Annotated in this window: 17 protein-coding genes; 11 read left to right on the top strand and 6 right to left on the bottom strand. The window is 69.5% G+C overall.

All coding sequences use genetic code 11. From position 1 onward, the window contains the following. Positions 1-23 precede the first annotated feature (23 nt). From VM306_RS04615 to VM306_RS04585, 7 genes are all read left to right on the top strand, one after another. The gene (locus VM306_RS04615; RefSeq protein ID WP_325511200.1) at positions 24-455 is read left to right on the top strand and encodes a hypothetical protein; all 432 of its coding nucleotides are present in this window, start codon (positions 24-26) and stop codon (positions 453-455) included. Between the two features lie 240 nt (positions 456-695). Next, positions 696-956 carry a hypothetical protein gene (locus tag VM306_RS04610; protein WP_053731857.1) on the top strand — a complete coding sequence of 87 codons (261 nt, stop codon included), beginning with the start codon at positions 696-698 and terminating at the stop codon, positions 954-956. Beyond that, the gene (locus tag VM306_RS04605) at positions 956-1,207 is read left to right on the top strand and encodes a hypothetical protein (protein ID WP_325511197.1); all 252 of its coding nucleotides are present in this window, start codon (positions 956-958) and stop codon (positions 1,205-1,207) included. The genes VM306_RS04610 and VM306_RS04605 overlap by 1 nt, the downstream gene beginning before the upstream one ends. Next, the gene (locus tag VM306_RS04600; protein ID WP_325511195.1) at positions 1,207-4,023 is read left to right on the top strand and encodes an FtsK/SpoIIIE domain-containing protein; all 2,817 of its coding nucleotides are present in this window, start codon (positions 1,207-1,209) and stop codon (positions 4,021-4,023) included. Before VM306_RS04605 ends, VM306_RS04600 begins: the two co-directional genes overlap by 1 nt. Next, positions 4,023-4,466, top strand: coding sequence for a hypothetical protein (locus VM306_RS04595; protein WP_325511193.1), 444 nt, complete (start codon positions 4,023-4,025; stop codon positions 4,464-4,466). Before VM306_RS04600 ends, VM306_RS04595 begins: the two co-directional genes overlap by 1 nt. Further along, positions 4,467-5,180, top strand: coding sequence for a GNAT family N-acetyltransferase (locus tag VM306_RS04590; protein WP_325511191.1), 714 nt, complete (start codon positions 4,467-4,469; stop codon positions 5,178-5,180). It begins immediately after the preceding gene. Positions 5,181-5,260: 80 nt separating this feature from the next. Next, on the top strand, positions 5,261-6,268 hold the full coding sequence (locus VM306_RS04585; protein WP_325511189.1) for an NADP-dependent oxidoreductase: 1,008 nt from the start codon (positions 5,261-5,263) through the stop codon (positions 6,266-6,268). A gap of 99 nt (positions 6,269-6,367) precedes the next feature. Here the strand turns inward: VM306_RS04585 and VM306_RS04580 are convergent, their stop codons facing one another. Beyond that, complete coding sequence (locus tag VM306_RS04580; protein WP_325511187.1) at positions 6,368-7,930, bottom strand: FAD-binding oxidoreductase; 1,563 nt, start codon at positions 7,928-7,930, stop codon at positions 6,368-6,370. Between VM306_RS04580 and VM306_RS04575 the strand changes: the two genes are divergently transcribed. After that, positions 7,929-8,504 (top strand): TetR/AcrR family transcriptional regulator, encoded by a 576-nt coding sequence (locus tag VM306_RS04575; RefSeq protein ID WP_325511184.1) that lies wholly within the window; start codon positions 7,929-7,931, stop codon positions 8,502-8,504. The two genes, VM306_RS04580 and VM306_RS04575, sit on opposite strands and share 2 nt — an antisense overlap. After that, positions 8,501-9,886: a glycerol-3-phosphate dehydrogenase/oxidase gene (locus VM306_RS04570; protein WP_325511182.1), complete on the top strand. Its 1,386-nt coding sequence runs from the start codon at positions 8,501-8,503 to the stop codon at positions 9,884-9,886. The genes VM306_RS04575 and VM306_RS04570 overlap by 4 nt, the downstream gene beginning before the upstream one ends. A 53-nt stretch (positions 9,887-9,939) precedes the next feature. Here the strand turns inward: VM306_RS04570 and VM306_RS04565 are convergent, their stop codons facing one another. The 3 genes from VM306_RS04565 to VM306_RS04555 are packed head-to-tail and all read right to left on the bottom strand — an operon-like array spanning position 9,940 to position 12,423. Continuing rightward, on the bottom strand, positions 9,940-11,640 hold the full coding sequence (locus VM306_RS04565) for a hypothetical protein (RefSeq protein ID WP_325511180.1): 1,701 nt from the start codon (positions 11,638-11,640) through the stop codon (positions 9,940-9,942). Then, the gene (locus tag VM306_RS04560) at positions 11,637-11,951 is read right to left on the bottom strand and encodes a hypothetical protein (protein WP_325511178.1); all 315 of its coding nucleotides are present in this window, start codon (positions 11,949-11,951) and stop codon (positions 11,637-11,639) included. Before VM306_RS04560 ends, VM306_RS04565 begins: the two co-directional genes overlap by 4 nt. A gap of 19 nt (positions 11,952-11,970) precedes the next feature. Beyond that, positions 11,971-12,423: a YbaB/EbfC family nucleoid-associated protein gene (locus VM306_RS04555; protein ID WP_325511176.1), complete on the bottom strand. Its 453-nt coding sequence runs from the start codon at positions 12,421-12,423 to the stop codon at positions 11,971-11,973. A 129-nt stretch (positions 12,424-12,552) separates the two neighbouring features. Between VM306_RS04555 and VM306_RS04550 the strand changes: the two genes are divergently transcribed. Together VM306_RS04550 and VM306_RS04545 are read left to right on the top strand one after the other, a co-directional pair. Next, a complete protein-coding gene (locus tag VM306_RS04550) occupies positions 12,553-13,461 on the top strand; it encodes an ATP-binding cassette domain-containing protein (protein WP_325511174.1) in 909 nt (302 codons plus the stop codon). After that, positions 13,458-14,639, top strand: coding sequence for an ABC transporter permease (locus tag VM306_RS04545; protein WP_325511172.1), 1,182 nt, complete (start codon positions 13,458-13,460; stop codon positions 14,637-14,639). The genes VM306_RS04550 and VM306_RS04545 overlap by 4 nt, the downstream gene beginning before the upstream one ends. Here the strand turns inward: VM306_RS04545 and VM306_RS04540 are convergent. Next, complete coding sequence (locus tag VM306_RS04540) at positions 14,629-15,870, bottom strand: deoxyribodipyrimidine photo-lyase (protein WP_325511170.1); 1,242 nt, start codon at positions 15,868-15,870, stop codon at positions 14,629-14,631. The genes VM306_RS04545 and VM306_RS04540 overlap by 11 nt on opposite strands. Before the next feature lie 68 nt (positions 15,871-15,938). Further along, positions 15,939-16,094 (bottom strand): citrate/2-methylcitrate synthase (locus VM306_RS04535; RefSeq protein WP_325511321.1); only part of this gene is annotated, 156 nt, incomplete at its 5' end.

Here is a 16,094-nt window from a genome sequence, read left to right as displayed (position 1 = left end):
CGTCTGACACCATTTCGGGTGTCATGGACGAAGACGACCTCGTGCTGCTGATCACCGTGGTGGTCGAGGCAGCGGACGAGCACCAGGCGCGTGCCGCGTGCGACGCGCTCATCAGCCGTGCGGGTGCCCAGATCGTGGACGCCCGTGACTGCTCCGACGAGGAGCCGGGCTGCTGGGCCGTCGTCATCACCCTGCCCAGCACCGAGAAGGCCACTCACAACGTCTCAGCGGCTCTGGCGAGGGCTGTCCGGACCTTCGTGCGCGGACTGGGCGAGGAGTTCGCCACGCCGCGTGTGGCGTGCGAACCGCCCACGGCGTGGACCGTTCTGGACGAGCCGGAGCTCATCACCGGTCTCGTGCCGGGCGCCGAACGCGTCCTGGTCGAGGCGTGGGCGGGCGATGACCCATTCGGTGCAGGCACTTTGCGTGACAACTCGCCCTCGAAACCGTCTTGATTCACCCGGCCGGTCGGCAGCTCCGCGCAACAGGCTGTAGGGGCTCGTGTGAGTGTCACTACACGTTCGGCCAAGGGGCCAGCGCCGCGCCTAACTGATCATTAAAGCAAGGCCCGTTCGAGTGGATTCAGGCATCTACCCAGTTAGCGCATCTTCGCTCTCAACTGTGAAAATCTGGGCACAATCTCTACAGAGGGTGGTTGTACGACCACTCTGTTCCGGGAGGGTTCGGGAGTCGACATGGCCAGCATCGAAGAGGTCCGTGCCGCAATTGCCCAGGCGATCGACAAGGCGAGCCAAAGCCAGTCGGCCCTCCAACAGGCGGCTGAGCTCGCCGAGGACGCGCAGCAACTGCTGACATCGGTGACACAGGGCTCCGTGCAGGCGGACGTCGAGACGACGAACGCGCAGTTCCAGCAGGTCGTCTCGGGTGTGAGCGAGCTGCAGAACTACCTCGGCGCCGGCATCTCCGGGGCCGAGGGCATCAACAGCAGGCTTTGATGGCCTCCATCGCCGAGGTCCGAGCCGCGCTCGAGCAGGCGAGCGAAATCCTGCGCGAGTCGTACCGGAGCGTGCGGTCCGCGCAGGAGGGCCTCGACGAGGCCGTCGCGATCCTCGCCGAGTCGAGCGAGAACCACCACGAGTCGCTGCTTCCAGTGGAGTTCGTGCGCGCCAAGGAAAGATTCCCCGATCAGCTGGAGCTGATGGTGGTAACCCTCGAGCGCATCCAACGACTCACCGTGGAGCTGTGATGAGCAGGCGGGACGACCGGCGGCGAAAGGTCGAGGAGGCCTTCGCGGAGTTCCAGCGCGCCGTTTCGGCCGCGCTGGGCTCCGTGGCGCGCGAGCACAGGGCGCTCGCCACCGAGCACGCGAAGGACATGTTCGAGTTCACCGTGCGCGGGATGGGCGTCGACAAAGCGTTGCGGGACACGGCTTTAAAGGACGTGACCCCGTTCCTCACGGTCGACGAGAAGCGCATCGGGAACCCGCGCAGGGCCCCGTTGTCGATGGCCGAGTTCCAGGACCGCCTCGCCCAGATCAAGCACGACTGGCAGCAGTCGTACCACGAGTGGACGACGACGGGCCCCGACCTGCTGACCGAGCTGGTGAACTCGGTGGCCCGCGGTCCCGCGTCGTTGCCGCACGAGTCGTGGCTCGGCCATCCCGGCACCCACGACGGCAGCGAGGGCGTGCCCGAGCTGTGGCGGATCGGCACGGGCGTCGTGACGTCCGCGCCGGCGGCCAAGCCGTTCCCCGTGGCCGTGCCGCTGCTCGACCAGTCGCACCTGCACATCTCGTCCACTCCGGACAGCCGGCAGGTCGCGGACACGGTGGTGGAGTCGCTGCTGCTGCGGGTTCTGTCGCACTTCCAGCCGGGCCTCGTGCACGTCCACGTGTGGGACGTCGGCCAGCTGACCGGGTCGCTGCCGGGGCTCTACCCGCTGACCCGCGCGAACCTGTTGACGGTGCACGACCCGGCGCGCCTGCACGAGCTGCTCGACGAGCTGTCCGAGCACATCCGCCAGGTGCACACCAAGGTCCTGGTCGACGGGCACCTGACCGTGCGTTCGGTCAGCGGTGAGGGCCGGCGCACCGAACCGTGGCGGATCGCCGTGCTGTTCGGCAACCGCAAGGCGTTGCGGGAGGAACACCAGCAGCAGCTGCAACGCGTGGCGCGCAACGGTTTGGCGTGCGGCGTGCAGCTGTTCATCGTGGACATTCCCATCACGGTCAACTCGCCGGTGGAGACCATCTCGTTGCGCGGTGACGGCACCGCGACCTGCACGATGACCGGCAAGGACGTGCGGGTGACGCTGGACCCGGCCTTCCCGCGGACGCTGGTGCCCCGTGCCTGTGCCGCCATCGCGGAGAAGCGCGAGGAACGCCGTGCGCGCATGGGCACGTTCGGCGACCTGCTGCCCGACCGCCCGTGGACGGAGAGCTCGGCGGCGGGCGTCATCGCGCCCGTCGGGTTCGACGACGGCGAACAGGTCTGCGTGCAGCTCGGTGACACCTCGCCGCACGCGTTGATCGGCGGGCCTTCCGGTTCCGGCAAGACGAACTTCCTCTACGCCATGCTCGGCTCGTTGTGCGCGCGGTACTCGCCGGACGAGCTGGAGCTGTACCTGCTCGACTTCAAGGAAGGCGTGTCGTTCGCGCAGTTCGCGCCAGGCCGCAAGGACCCGTCGTGGCTGCCGCACGCGCGTCTGGTCGGCGTGAACGTCAACACCGACCGCGAGTTCGGGGTGGCGCTGCTGCGGTTCCTGTCCGACGAGATGCGCCGGCGCGCGGACGCGGCCAAGCAGCACGAGGTCACCAAGCTGGAGCACCTGCGCGCCGAGGACCCCGGTGGCCGCTGGCCGCGGATCGTCGCGGTGATCGACGAGTTCCAGTACCTCTTCGGCGAACGCGACCAGGTGACCGCCGCCGCGACGCAGCTGCTGGAGGACGTGGCGCGCCGCGGCCGTTCGCAGGGCATCCACCTCGTGCTGTCGTCGCAGGACGTCTCGGGCATCGAGGGGTTCTGGGGCAAGTCGGCGATCTTCGAGCAGTTCACCGTCCGCATCGCGCTGCCCAAGGCCCGCCGCGTGCTGGCGGAGCCGCAGAACGACGCCGCCGTGGAGCTCCCGCGCTGGCACGCGGTGATCAACCACGAGTCGGGTGTCAAGCCGGGCAACGAGATCTGCCGCATCCCGGACTCGACGTCCAAGGGCACCATGGACTTCCTGCAGACCGAGCTGTGGCGCCGCGAGCCCGGCAGGGCACCAGGTCTGTTCGACGGCAGCAAGATCCCGCTGCTCGACGCCCTGCCTGACTTCCTCGACCTGCGGCCCGGCGAGGCATCGCCCACCGTGCTCCTCGGACAGGTCATCGACGTCGCGGGCAGCGCGGCACGTGTTCGCTTCGCCCGCACGCCGGGCCGCAACATCGCGGTGATCGGCTCCGTGGTCCAGGACGCGGCCGCGGTGCTCGGCGGAGCGGCCGCGTCGCTGGGCAGGCAGCACCACCCGCACGAGGCGGTGTTCACGCTGGCCTGCCTGGTCGAGGAGGCCATGCCGTCGGCGTTGCACCTGTCCAAGCGCCTGACCGCGGACGGGCACGAGGCCGAGGTGATCGGCGTCGACCGCATCCGCGAGGTGCTGGACGAGGCCGCGGCCCGGCTGCAGTCGATCGGCAAGGGCCAGCAGGACGCGCCGCTCGCACCGCACTACCTGGTGCTCTACGGCGCGGACGCCGCGCAGACGTTGCTGGAGCAGAAGGACCCGACGACGAGGATGTCCGGTGTGGACAGTCTGCGGACCGTGCTCAAGCACGGCCCGGAGAACCGCACGCACGTGCTGGGCTGGTGGCGCGGCGTGCAGAGGCTGAAGGCGGCCCTCCCACCCGGCGTGTACGACGACATCGGCGCCTGGGTGGCGTTCGACGTCCAGGGCAAGGAACTGCTGTCGCTCGGACCGGAACAGGTGATGGCGTGGTCGCCACGTCCGCGCCGCGGCCTGTTCTTCGACAGGTTCGAGCACTCGCGACCGCAAGTGATCATCCCGTTCGACACAGGAGAAGCGTGATGAACCCGATGATGACGACCATGTTCGACCCGGTCCCGTCGCAGCGTCAGAGCGAGGAGGTGATCGGAGTGCCGGCGTTGTCCGCTGTCGAGCGCTACAAGGAGATCATCGCCATCGCCACGGACGCCGCCGCCCGCCAGCGCAAGCTGGACGAGGTGCGGTGCGCGGAGCTGGCGGAGCGGATCGCGTCGATCCAGCAGCAGATCGCCGAGGTGCGCGACCGCGAACGGGTCGTGCGGATGGGCGCCCACCTGCACTGGGAGGCGGCGGCCGAGGAGCTCTGGAACGAGCGCTGGCTGCAGATGGTCCCCTTCCCGCTGCCGGACGAGACGGTCCTCCCCCGCCCGCAGGGCGAGTACAACAGGGCGATGGACAACGCGTACCAGGCGCTGGAGGACTCGCTCGCGAAGCGAACCCTGTTGCGCCGCAAGCAGAAGGACTGAGTGCGCCGCCTGCGCACCGCGGCCTGCGTGCAGGACGCCAGCGACGACCCCCTCGTCCGCTGGGCGGCCCAGGCACTGTCGGCCGGCGGTGCGGCCTGGGAGCACAACGGCGCCGTGGCCGTGCACGCCCCGCACCTGACCAGACGCCGCCGTCTGGTCCTGTCCGGCCCACCGGAGGGCGTGGCGTCCCTCCTGGCCGCGCACGGCCGGGGCGTGGAACTGCGCCCGCTGATGGAACGCCCACTGGCCCTGCAGGTCACCGAACTGATGCCCAGCCCGTGGGTAGAGGACAAACCCTTCGGCTGGATGGACCGCTCAGGCACCCTGGACCTCCCGCCGGAGGCCTGCTGGCTGCGCACCCCGGACGGCGTGGACCCCCTCCTGCGCGCCGCCAACCCGGACTCCTGGGCCTGGCCGGGCGAGAAGGGCGTCCGCCGCTGGGCGGGCGTCCACGAGGACGGCGCCCTGGTGGCCACCGCGGCCGAAGCCTGGTCGTCGGCGGACGTCGGCTTCATGATGGGCGTGGCCGTCCACCCCGACCACACGGGCAGGGGCCTGGGCCACCGCGTGTGCCAGTTCGTCACGTCGTCCCTGCTCTCCCTGTACGGCACCTGCGCCCTCTTCGTGGAGAACTACAACACCGCGGCCATCGCCCTGTACCGCAAACTCGGCTACGCCTACCGCGACATCACCACCCTTCTCCCTGCGCTGTAGCTCACAGTGCGGAACAGTCGACCTCGACCACCGGTTCAAACGGATAACTGATCCGCAAACAGGATGGAGATGGCTCGACCATGACCACCACCGCACTGGAAGTCCGGCTCGCCTCACGCCCGAACGGCTGGCCCACCGAGGACACCTTCGAGATCGCCGAGGTGGAGGTCCCCACCCCGGGCGAGGGCGAGATCCTGGTGCGCAACGTGTTCATGAGCGTCGACCCGTACATGCGAGGCCGCATGAACGACACCAAGTCGTACGTCGCCCCGTTCCAGGTGGGCGCCCCCATGGACGGCGGCGCGCTGGGCGAGGTGGTCACCTCCAACTCCCCCGGCTTCGCGGTAGGCGACCACGTCCTGCACGGCCTGGGCTGGCGCGAGTACGCAGTGGTGAACGCCAAGCACGCCGTGAAGGTGGACGGCTCCGCGGCCCCGCTGTCGGCCTACCTGGGCGTCCTGGGCATGCCGGGCATGACGGCCTACGCGGGCCTGCTGACCACAGCGGAGTTCAAGGAGGGCGACGCGGTCTTCGTCTCAGGAGCAGCCGGCGCGGTGGGCCAGGTGGTGGGCCAGATCGCCCGCCTGAAGGGCGCCTCCAGGGTCGTCGGCTCGGCGGGCTCACCCGAGAAGGTCAAGTACCTCATCGAAGAACTGGGCTTCGACGCCGCCTTCAACTACAAGGACGGCCCGGTGACCGAACAGCTGGCAGCAGCGGCCCCCGACGGCATCGACGTCTACTTCGACAACGTGGGCGGCGACCACCTGGAAGCAGCCATCGACTCCCTGAAGCTGCACGGCCGAGTGACCATCTGCGGCGCGATCGCCCAGTACAACGCCACCGAGCCCCCCAAGGCCCCGCGCAACCTGCACCAGCTGATCGCCAAGCGCCTGACCCTCCGAGGAATGCTGGTGGGCGACCACAGGGACCTGCAGCCGAAGTTCGTGCAAGAGGCAGCAGCCTGGATCGCCAACGGCGACCTGAAGTACTCGGAAACGGTGATCGAAGGCGGCATCCGCAAGGCACCGGAAGCATTCCTGGGAATGCTGCGCGGGGAAAACACGGGCAAGATGCTCGTGAAGCTGTGAGCGGAGCCGAAGGCGAGCACCACCAGAGCACTTGAGCGAAGCTCTGAGCGGTGGGGTCCCCCAGGGGTAGCGCCCCTGGGGGAAGCACGCGACAGGAACCTAAACCAACTTCCCGGGGTTCAGGATCCCAGTCGGATCAAGCCGCCCCTTGACGGCACGAAGCACATCAACCCCGAGAACCCCGATCTCCCTCTCCAACCAAGGCTGGTGGTCAAGCCCCACAGCATGGTGATGAGTGATCGTCCCCAACCGGGAGATGGCTTCGGAAGCCGCGATCTTGGCCCGCCTCCACTGCCCAACGGGATCAGAAAGATCCCGAGGCACCAGCACGGTGAAGTACAACGAGGCCCCAGTCTCATAAGCATGCGAGACATGGCACATGACAACGGGATCCCCGAGCTCCGCAACCAAAGCGGCCCGAACACCCTCGCGAAGCGCGGAAACCCTAGACCAGCGAGTAGCAGTCTCCAGGGTCTCAGCACAAACCCCGACATCCAGCAGGGCATCCCGCTGCCGAGGCCCGTTGAACCGCCCGTGCAACCAGGACGCCCCCATAGCCCGCCCAAGCCGAACAACCTTGTGCCGCCTCAACACCGACAAGGTCGCGGCACGAGACCGGCACTCCCACCCAAGGATCACCAGGCAGGGCTGCCGAACCCCACGAACCCGCAGGTACTTCTGGACAAGAGAAGCCTTGCCCCCAGCCATCTCCAGGGCAACCTCGGTCTCATCCACATCGGACAGACGAGTGACATCGGCGAGAACCCCAGCCTGAGCAAGAGCCCGGACAAGCGAAACCCCAGCCTCCCACCCGTCGACCACGAACCCCTCGTACCGAGGCGAGACCGGCCGAGGCCGAACCCGGACACCAACCTCGGTGATGACCCCGAAAACCCCTTCACTCCCCAGCACCAGCTGCTTCAGATCCGGCCCGGCGGCAGAGGCAGGAGCACCGCCAACCACCCACTCCCCCACAGGAGTGGCAACGCGGACGGACTCCACCATGTCCTCGAACCGGCCATACCCGGAAGAGGCCTGCCCAGCAGACCGAGTAGCAGCGAACCCACCGATGGTCGCCCGCTCGAAAGACTGCGGCACATGCCCAAGCGTGAACCCGTGCTCCCCCAGCAACCGCTCGGCCTCAGGCCCGGTAACCCCGGCCTGCAACACAGCAACCCGCGAAACCGGATCCACGGACACCAACGCCCCGAGCCCGGCAAGATCCAAGGCCACCACAGCGGACTTGTCCCCGCGCAAAGCCTCGACCCCGCCCACAACAGAGGTGCCACCACCGAACGGCACCACAGCGATGTCGTACTCGGCACAGACCCGCAGAACCTCGACGACTTCGTCAGGTGAAGCAGGCCGCACAACCGCGTCCGGAAAGACCAGAGACCCGTACCCACGGTGCCGCAGCAGGTCCAGATAGGAAAGCCCGCCGGCAAGCCCCACCCGGTCGGAATCATCGGCGGACACGGCGCAGACCGCCTCCAACGCAGTGAACGCGTCGGCCGACAAAGCCGACGGCGGGACCGGAACCGGCACCTCGGGCAGCGGCTCCCCCAGCCCGACGCGCGAGCTGAGCCACGACAGCGCGTGCGGCGGAAGCGGTGTGGTCTCGGCAGTCCATCTGGCCCTGGTCACTGCTACAGTGTTACACATGACGTCTCAACGTCACACCGACGACGCCCTGCTCGACGCCACCCGCGAGTGCGTCCTCGAGGTGGGTGTGCGCAGAACAACGCTCACCGACGTGGCGAAACGGGCCAACGTCAGCCGGATGACGCTCTACCGGCGCTTCCCGGACGTCGACCACCTCGTGCGGGCGCTGATGACCCGCGAGTTCGCCATGCTGATCGAGGCGGTCGAGAACGCCACCAGGGAGGGCAACGCGCGCGAACAGCTGGTCAGGCGGTCCGTCGACGCCATCCGGCTGCTGTCGTCGAACCCGCTGATGCAGCGCGTCCTCCAGCTCGACGCCGACCTGATGCTGCCGTACCTCACCGACCGCCTGGGCAGCACGCAGCGGCTCGTCGAGCAGTTCCTCGTCGGGCAGATCGAGGCGGGGCACGTCGACGGCTCCATCCGGTTCGGGGACGCCAAGACGCAGGCGCGCATCGTGCTGCTGACCACGCAGTCGATGGTGCTGTCGACGAGGCCCGCCACGTCCGGGCTCGACTTCATCCCGCTGATCGAGGAGCTGGCCAAGCAGCTGGACGGAGCGCTGAAGCCGTGAACACGTCCCTGAACGCCGCCCGCCGGCAGCAGGACCTCGAAGCGGCCCAGCGGGAGGTCGCCGACGTGCTCGTCGTCGGTGGCGGGGTCACCGGCGCCGGCGTCGCGCTCGACGCCGCCTCCCGCGGTCTGAAAACGGTGCTGCTGGAGGCGCACGACCTGGCGTTCGGGACCTCGCGGTGGTCCAGCAAGCTCGTCCACGGCGGCCTGCGCTACCTCGCGAAGGGCGACGTGAAGCTCGCCCACGAGAGCGCGGTCGAGCGCGGCGTCCTCATGACCAGGACCGCCCCGCACCTCACCCGCACGCTGCCGATGCTGTTCCCGTTGCACGCGAGCGCGAACCACTTCGTGATGGCCGGGCTGAAGGCGGGCAACGCGCTGCGGATCGCCGCCGGCACGCCCGCCTCGGTGCTGCCGCGACCGCGCCGGGTGCCGAAGCACGAGGCGCTGGCGCTGGTTCCGGGCCTGAACCCGGAGCAGCTCACCGGCGGCCTGCTCAACTACGACGGCCAGCTCGTCGACGACGCCCGCCTCGTCGTGGCGCTGGCCCGCACCGCCGCCGGGTACGGCGCGAAGATCCTCACGCGCGCGAAAGTCCTGACGCTGCAAGGCGACGGGGCCGAAGCCGAGGACACGCTCACCGGCACCGGGTTCACCGTCAGGGCCAAGGCGGTGATCAACGCGACCGGCGTCTGGGCCGGCACGCTCGCGCCCGTGCAGCTGCGTCCGTCGCGGGGTTCGCACCTGGTCGTGGACGCGAGAGCTGTCGGCCTCGGCGAGACCGCGCTGACGATCCCGGTGCCCGGCGAGCGCAACCGCTACGCGTTCCTGCTGCCCCAGGCGAACGGCCGCGCGTACCTCGGCCTGACAGACGAGCCCGTCGACGAGATCCCGGACGTCCCCGTCGTTCCGGAGTCCGATGTGGACTTCCTGCTCAGGACCGCGTCCGGCGTCCTGAGCAGGGAGCTGACCAGGGCGGACGTGATCGGCAGCTACGCGGGCCTGCGCCCGTTGCTGGAGGCGGAGGGCACGACCGCGGACCTGTCCCGCCAGCACGCGGTGCTGAAGGCGCCCAACGGCGTGGTCACGATCGTCGGCGGCAAGCTCACCACCTACCGCAGGATGGCGGCGGACGCGGTCGACGCGACGGGACTGACGCAGGTCCTGTGCCGCACCAAGGACATCCGCCTGGTCGACGACAGGCCCGCGCCGACCACGCCGATCGCACCCGGCGTGACCGAGGCCGACGTCGTCCACGCGATCACCCACGAGGGCGCGCTGGACGTCGACGACGTCCTGGACCGGCGCACCCGCATCGGCCTGGTGCCCGCGGACCGCGAGAAGGCAGCGCCGGAGATCGCGAAGCTCCTGGCCGCGGTGTGAGAAAAGCGGGGCGCCCCGTGAGGGAGGCCCCGCTCTTCAGCGCAAGAACCAGATCACTCGCCGATGACAGGCTTCGCGGCCTTGGGCGGGTCGACGAGGGCGTCGCCCTCGATCCGCACCTTCCGCTTGTGCTCGCCGTCGCCGCCCTGCTGGCCGCCGGCACCGGCGCCCATGGGCATGCCGCCCATCATGCCGCCGGCCGCACCACCGGGACCGCGCGGCGCGCCACCGGCGGGAGCACCCGCGGCCGCACCGCCCGCGGCACCCTGCGACATGACACCGGCCGCGCCACCGAACTGCGTCGCCGCGGTACCACCGGCGCCACCGCCACCGGCAGGACCACCGAGGCCGGCCGGAATGCCGCCGCCACCTCCGCCGCCCATGCCCTTGGGGATGCCGCCACCTCCGCCGCCACCACCACCGCCACCCGCCGAAGCGGCGGACGCGCTGTGGTCGGTCGTCGGCGGGCGGTACCAGTCGGCGTTCGCACCGGTCGTCGGCACGGTGCCGATGGCCGGGGGCTTGGTCACGCCGCCACCGGCCGCCGTCGTCTTGTCCGGCTCCCAGTGACCGGGCACCCAGCGGCCCGCACCGGTGCCGGTACCCGCTCCACCGCCGGCTCCGGAGCCGGGCGGGGTGTAGGGCGAACCGACCTGGCCGCCACCGGCACCGCCGCCGGCGCCACCACCGGCGCCACCGCCCTGTGAGGCGCCAGGAGGCGTGTAGATCGGGCGCACGGACGATCCGGCGCCGACACCGGGTCCCTGGCCGTAGGAGCCCTGCCAGCCGGTCGCGTCGCCGCCCTGGTAGCCGGGGCGGACGTTGCTGAGGCCGTCACCGCCGGTGTTGCGGCCGGGGGCGTTGCCGTCGACACCGCTCGTGAACGTGCCGCCGGCACCGCCGTGGGCCCGTTCCTGCTCGGAGCTGCCGAGGCCGTCGAAGCCGCCGGAGGTCGGCCGGCTGATGCCGCCGGCGCCGCCGGAGCCCTTGTTCGCCATCGAGGAGATCGCGTCGATGACCTGCTCGGCGATCTTCGCGATGTTGGTGACCTGCTTGATGAGGTTCATCAGCTTCTGCACGGAGCCGACGAGCTTCTGCAGGAAGTCGGCCAGCTTCTTCGCGTAGTTGACCGCGGTGGTGACGATGTCCGCGATCGCGCCCGCGATGGCCGCGCCGAAGGTGAGGAACGACGCCGCCAGCCACTGGATGATCTTCATGACCATGTCGGACACGGCCTGGCTGATCAGGTCCATGATCATCTTGCGGACCGTGCCGACGAGCTGGCCGGCACCCTCGACCGCGCCGGCGATGCCCTCGACCGACTTGGCCAGGGTCTCCAGGCCGCCCGCGTGCTTCTGGGCGGCGGCGCGGTAGCCGTCGGCCGCCCTGCCCTGCCACTCGCGGGTCTGCGAGACGCAGATCTTCTGGTACTCGGACGCGATGCCGTGGACCTGCTTGCCCGCGGACTTGAACGACTCGGCCATCTTGGAGATGGACTCGGGGCTGCCGAGCAGGACGTCGAACGGCTCGCGGAGGAAGTCGACGTGCTGGATCGCCCAGCTGAACCCGGCGGAGAGGAAGCCGCTCAGCGGGTTCGACGCCATGCCGACGATGCCCATGGCCGAGTTCGCGATGCCGAGGCCCGCGTTGACCCAGTCGCCCCGCTCGATGGCGGAGTAGGTGCTCGAGATGCTGGTGATCAGCTGCTGGGGGTCGGTGCCCTTGGCCTGGGACTGCGACGCTGGGGCGGTCATCCCCGGCCTCCCTTGAAGCCGAACATGGTGTCGAGGTCGACCTGCTCGTACTGCTCGATGGTCTGCTTGAGGCCCTGGCCCATGTCCATCAGCGAGTTGGCGGCCTTGCCGAGCCCGTCCTGCGACAGGCCGGCCTCCTGCAGGACCTTCTGGGCGAGGAACCCGAGGAAGACGCCGAAGGCCTCGGTCGTGAGCGCGCCCGGATCGCACGTCTCCGTGGCCTTGCGCATCCGTTCCATGAGCCGGTCCACGTTCGCGGCGTGGGATCTGAGCTCGTCGAGATCGATGTTGAAGTGTGATGACTGCTGCATCGCCTACCCCCTCCTGCACTCAGGCCATGACGTCGGGCGGGTTGGTGAAGTACTCGTCGTCGGGCCGCGTGTCCTTGCGCTCCAACTCCGACTTCGGTTCTTCCTCGTCGGTTCCGTCCCCCGCGTATCCGTTCGGCATCTGCGCCTTCACGAACTCGAGCGCGGGGCTGTCGCCGACGAAGTCCGTCATGATCTGGACGACCCGGCCGGAGGCGTCGCGCTGCGCCTTCGTCGAGGCGGCGAGCACGGCGGAGGCGATCTCGCCGGGGTCCATGCCGCGGGCCTCCGGCTTGATCTGGAGATCGGTCAGCACGCCCGTGGCGTTGACCGTCACCGTGATCAGGCCGTCCGGCGAGCTGGCGCTGCCACCCACACCTCCGAGCTGGTCGCGAGCCTGCTCGGCGTTCTGCTTCGCCTGCTCGATCTTGGCCCCGTACTGCGCGAGCCACTGGTCCGGATCGATGGGCTGCATGGTCACCCCCGTTGAGTGAATTGGTCGTTCGTTCGATTCGCCGTAGACGCCCGTATCGTTTCACCCGTTCCCTGCTCATCGATACTTTGAGTCGGATTACCGCCATCCGGACCAACGAAGGGGTTCACCGTGCCTGAGGGAGTGCTGGAGGTCGACGCGATCTCCAAGCGCTACGGGGAGGTCGTCGCCCTGCGGGACATGTCGTTCGACGTGCGCGCGGGCGAGCTCTTCGGGTTCGTCGGCAGCAACGGCGCCGGGAAGACCACGGCCATGCGCATCGCGCTGGGCGTGCTCGCGGCCGACTCCGGCGAGGTGCGGTGGAACGGCAGAACAGTCGACTTCGACACGCGCCGCCGGATCGGCTACATGCCGGAGGAGCGCGGGCTCTACCCGCGCATGAAGGTGCTCGACCAGCTGGTCTACCTGGCCGAGCTGCACGGCATGGGCACCAACGAGGCCCACACGAGCGCGGAGAACTGGATCGGACGTCTCGGGTTGCGCGACCGCCGCACGGACGAGGTGCAGCGCCTGAGCCTCGGCAACCAGCAGCGCGTCCAGCTGGCCGCCGCGCTGGTGCACGAACCGGACGTGCTGGTGCTCGACGAGCCGTTCTCGGGTCTCGACCCGGTCGCGGTGGACGTGATGAGCCAGGTCCTGCGCGAGAAGGCGTCGTCAGGGGTGCCCGTGGTGTTCTCCAGCCACCAACTGGACCTGGTCGAACGGTTGTGCGACCGGGTCGGCATCGTGAGCGCGGGGGCGATGGTCGCGAGCGGGACCGTGGACGAGCTCCGTTCCGGCGGGACGTCCCGTCTCGTCGTGGAGTCGCAGGCCACCGGCTGGGCTGCCACGCTGGGCGGTGTGCGGGTGATCGAGAAGAACGGGACGCGCTGCGTGCTCGAGCTCGCTGACGACGTCGACGACCAGGTCGTCCTGCACGCCGCGCTCGCCGCGGGCCCCGTACGCGAGTTCTCCCGCCAGCGCCCGTCGCTGGCCGAGCTCTTCCGCAACGTCGTGACCACCGAGAGCAGGAACGCATGACCTCGTCCCGAGCGGTCGCGCTGGTGGCGAAGCGCGAGTTCGTCACGAAGGTCCGCACCAGGTCGTTCCTCGTCGGCACGGCGGTGATCATCGCCGTGCTCGCCGGGTACGTGGTGCTGCAGTCGGTCCTGTTCGACGACCAGCAGCACAGCGTCGTGGGCCTCTCGGGGCAGGCGACGCAGCTCGCGGACCCGTTGCGGGAGAAGGCGATGTCGTTCGGCATCGAGGTCGAGACGCGCGACGTCACGACCGAGTCCGACGCCGAGCAGCAGGTCCGCGACGGCTCGCTCGACGCGCTGGTGACGGGCGCTCCGCCGGCGTTGAAGATGATCGTCAAGGGCTCCGGCGACCAGGTGCTGACGACGGCGTTGAACGACGTGCTGCGCCAGCAGGTGCTGGTCGCGCAGCTCGCCGAGGCGGGCATCACCCCGCAGCAGGTGGCGCAGACCCTCGCGAACGTCAGCGTGGACATCACGGCGCTGGAACCCGTTGACCCGCAACGAGGTCAGCGCCTCGCGATCGGGTTGGTGGTGGCCGCGCTGCTGTACTACTCGCTGCTGGTCTACGGCACGATGGTCGCGCAGGGCGTGGTGGAGGAGAAGTCCAGCCGCGTCGTGGAGATCCTGCTCGCGACGATCCGCCCGTGGCAGCTGCTGCTGGGCAAGGTGATCGGCCTCGGCGCGGTCGGGCTGCTGCAGCTGCTGACGATCTCGACGGTGGGTCTCGTGCTGTCGTCGGCGTTCGGGGTGGTCGACGTCGGCGCGCTGGGCGGGGCCGCGTTGCTGACGGGCGTGCTCTGGTACTTGCTCGGCTTTTTCCTGTATGCCACGGTGTTCGCGGCCGCCGCGTCGCTCGTGTCGCGGCAGGAGGAGCTGCAGTCGGTGCTGACGCCGATCAGCATGACGATCATCGTGGCGTTCGTGGCCGGCATCAACCTGATGATCGGCAGCCCGTCCGGCACCGCCGTCACGGTCCTGTCGCTGCTGCCGCCGTTCGCCCCGATCCTGATGCCGGGCCGGATGGCGCTGGGCGTCGCCCCCGCGTGGCAGGTGCTGCTGGCCGTGGTCCTCGCCCTGGCGGCCATCGCGGCGATCACCTGGCTGGGCGGCAAGGTCTACGCGAACGCCGTGCTCAGGACCGGCGCCCGCGTCACGCTCCGCGAGGCCCTCAGGACCTGATGGCCTGGTAGCGGTCGAGCGCGATCCGGCGTTCGACCGCGTGGTCCACGATCGGCGTGATCTCCGGCGAGTCCGGCGCGTACTTCTCGACGTACGCGCCGTCCGGGTCGAACTTCTTGGCCTGCGTGACCGGGTTGAAGATCCGGAAGAACGGCGCCGCGTCCGTGCCGCAGCCCGCGACCCACTGCCAGTTGTGCTGGTTCGACGCGAGGTCGCCGTCGACGAGGTGCTCCATGAAGTGCCGTGCGCCCCACCACCACGGCAGGTGCAGGTCCTTGACGAGGAAGCTCGCCACGATCATGCGCACCCGGTTGTGCATGAAGCCCTCCCGCAGCAGCTGCCGCATGCCCGCGTCGACGATCGGGAAGCCGGTGCGCCCCTGCTTCCAGGCCTCGAACAGCTCCAGGTCGTCGTCGTGCTCCATCCGGTCGAACTTGCGGTCGTAGTTCTCCCGCGCGGTCTCGGGCTTGTGCCACAACACATCGGCGTAGAACTCGCGCCAGGCGAGCTCGCTGCGGAACGTTCCGTCGCAGTCCTCCAGGAGTGTGCGGGGGTGCAGCACGCCCCACCGCAGGAACGCCGACATCCGGCTGGTCGCGTCCAAGTCGGGCCGGTCACGGGTCTTGTCGTAGTCCTCGAGCCGTTCGTCGCGGAACCTCTCCCAGAGCTCCAGCGCGTCCGGGAGCTTCTCGGCGGCCTTCGGGATCCTGGTGCCGCCCTTCGGCTCGATCCAGTCCACAGTGGAGGCATCGCTGCCGGCGGGCTTGCGCCAGCCGTGGTGCAGCCAGGCGTCGCGGAACGGCGTGAAGACCTTGAACGGCGTGCCGTCACCCTTGAGCACCCGCCCCGGCGCGACGGCGTAGGGCGAGCCGGAGCGGACGAGTTCGATGTCCCCCAACGCTTTCTCGACGGCCTCGTCCCGGCGGCGCCCGTACGGCCCGTAGTCGGCCGAGATGTGGACGCTGCCCGCGCCGATCTCCTCCGCGATGCGCGGCACGGTCGTCACCGGGTCGCCGTGGACGACCATCAACCGGCCGCCCAGCTCGTCGTTCACCGCGTGCAGGCACCGGTGCAGGAAGTCGATCCGCGGCTGTCCTGACGGTTTCAGCAACCTGTCGTCGAGGACGAACAGCGCGAGCGCGCGGGGCGACCTGTCCGCGGCGGCGAGAATGGCCGGGTGGTCGGACGTCCGCAGGTCGCGGCGGAACCAGACGAGCGAGGGAGAACTCACCGCTCGAAGCTAAGACGAGCGGGGCGCGCCTGCATGACAGGCGCGCCCCGTTCGGGTGAAGCAGAAGGTCAGCGGTTCTCCATCGCGATGAAGTCGCGCTCCACCGGGCCGGTGTAGATCTGCCGCGGGCGGCCGATCTTCGTGGCCGGGTCGTTGATCATCTCGCGCCAGTGCGCGATCCAGCCGGGGAGCCGGCCGAGCGCGAACAGCACGGTGAAGAACTT

Origin of the sequence: Lentzea sp., from assembly GCF_035525475.1 — a bacterium.
In the GTDB taxonomy this organism is placed as follows: Bacteria; Actinomycetota; Actinomycetes; order Mycobacteriales; family Pseudonocardiaceae; genus Lentzea.
Note: the sequence above shows the minus strand (reverse complement) of the source record. Positions and strands in the feature narration are given on the sequence as shown.

Coding starts and splice junctions, on each gene's coding strand:
- VM306_RS04615 (WP_325511200.1), top strand. CDS start 24: ATGGACGAAGACGACCTCGTGCTGCTGATCACCGTGGTGGTCGAGGCA.
- VM306_RS04610 (WP_053731857.1), top strand. CDS start 696: ATGGCCAGCATCGAAGAGGTCCGTGCCGCAATTGCCCAGGCGATCGAC.
- VM306_RS04605 (WP_325511197.1), top strand. CDS start 956: ATGGCCTCCATCGCCGAGGTCCGAGCCGCGCTCGAGCAGGCGAGCGAA.
- VM306_RS04600 (WP_325511195.1), top strand. CDS start 1,207: ATGAGCAGGCGGGACGACCGGCGGCGAAAGGTCGAGGAGGCCTTCGCG.
- VM306_RS04595 (WP_325511193.1), top strand. CDS start 4,023: ATGAACCCGATGATGACGACCATGTTCGACCCGGTCCCGTCGCAGCGT.
- VM306_RS04585 (WP_325511189.1), top strand. CDS start 5,261: ATGACCACCACCGCACTGGAAGTCCGGCTCGCCTCACGCCCGAACGGC.
- VM306_RS04575 (WP_325511184.1), top strand. CDS start 7,929: ATGACGTCTCAACGTCACACCGACGACGCCCTGCTCGACGCCACCCGC.
- VM306_RS04580 (WP_325511187.1), bottom strand. CDS start 7,930: ATGTGTAACACTGTAGCAGTGACCAGGGCCAGATGGACTGCCGAGACC.
- VM306_RS04565 (WP_325511180.1), bottom strand. CDS start 11,640: ATGACCGCCCCAGCGTCGCAGTCCCAGGCCAAGGGCACCGACCCCCAG.
- VM306_RS04560 (WP_325511178.1), bottom strand. CDS start 11,951: ATGCAGCAGTCATCACACTTCAACATCGATCTCGACGAGCTCAGATCC.
- VM306_RS04555 (WP_325511176.1), bottom strand. CDS start 12,423: ATGCAGCCCATCGATCCGGACCAGTGGCTCGCGCAGTACGGGGCCAAG.
- VM306_RS04545 (WP_325511172.1), top strand. CDS start 13,458: ATGACCTCGTCCCGAGCGGTCGCGCTGGTGGCGAAGCGCGAGTTCGTC.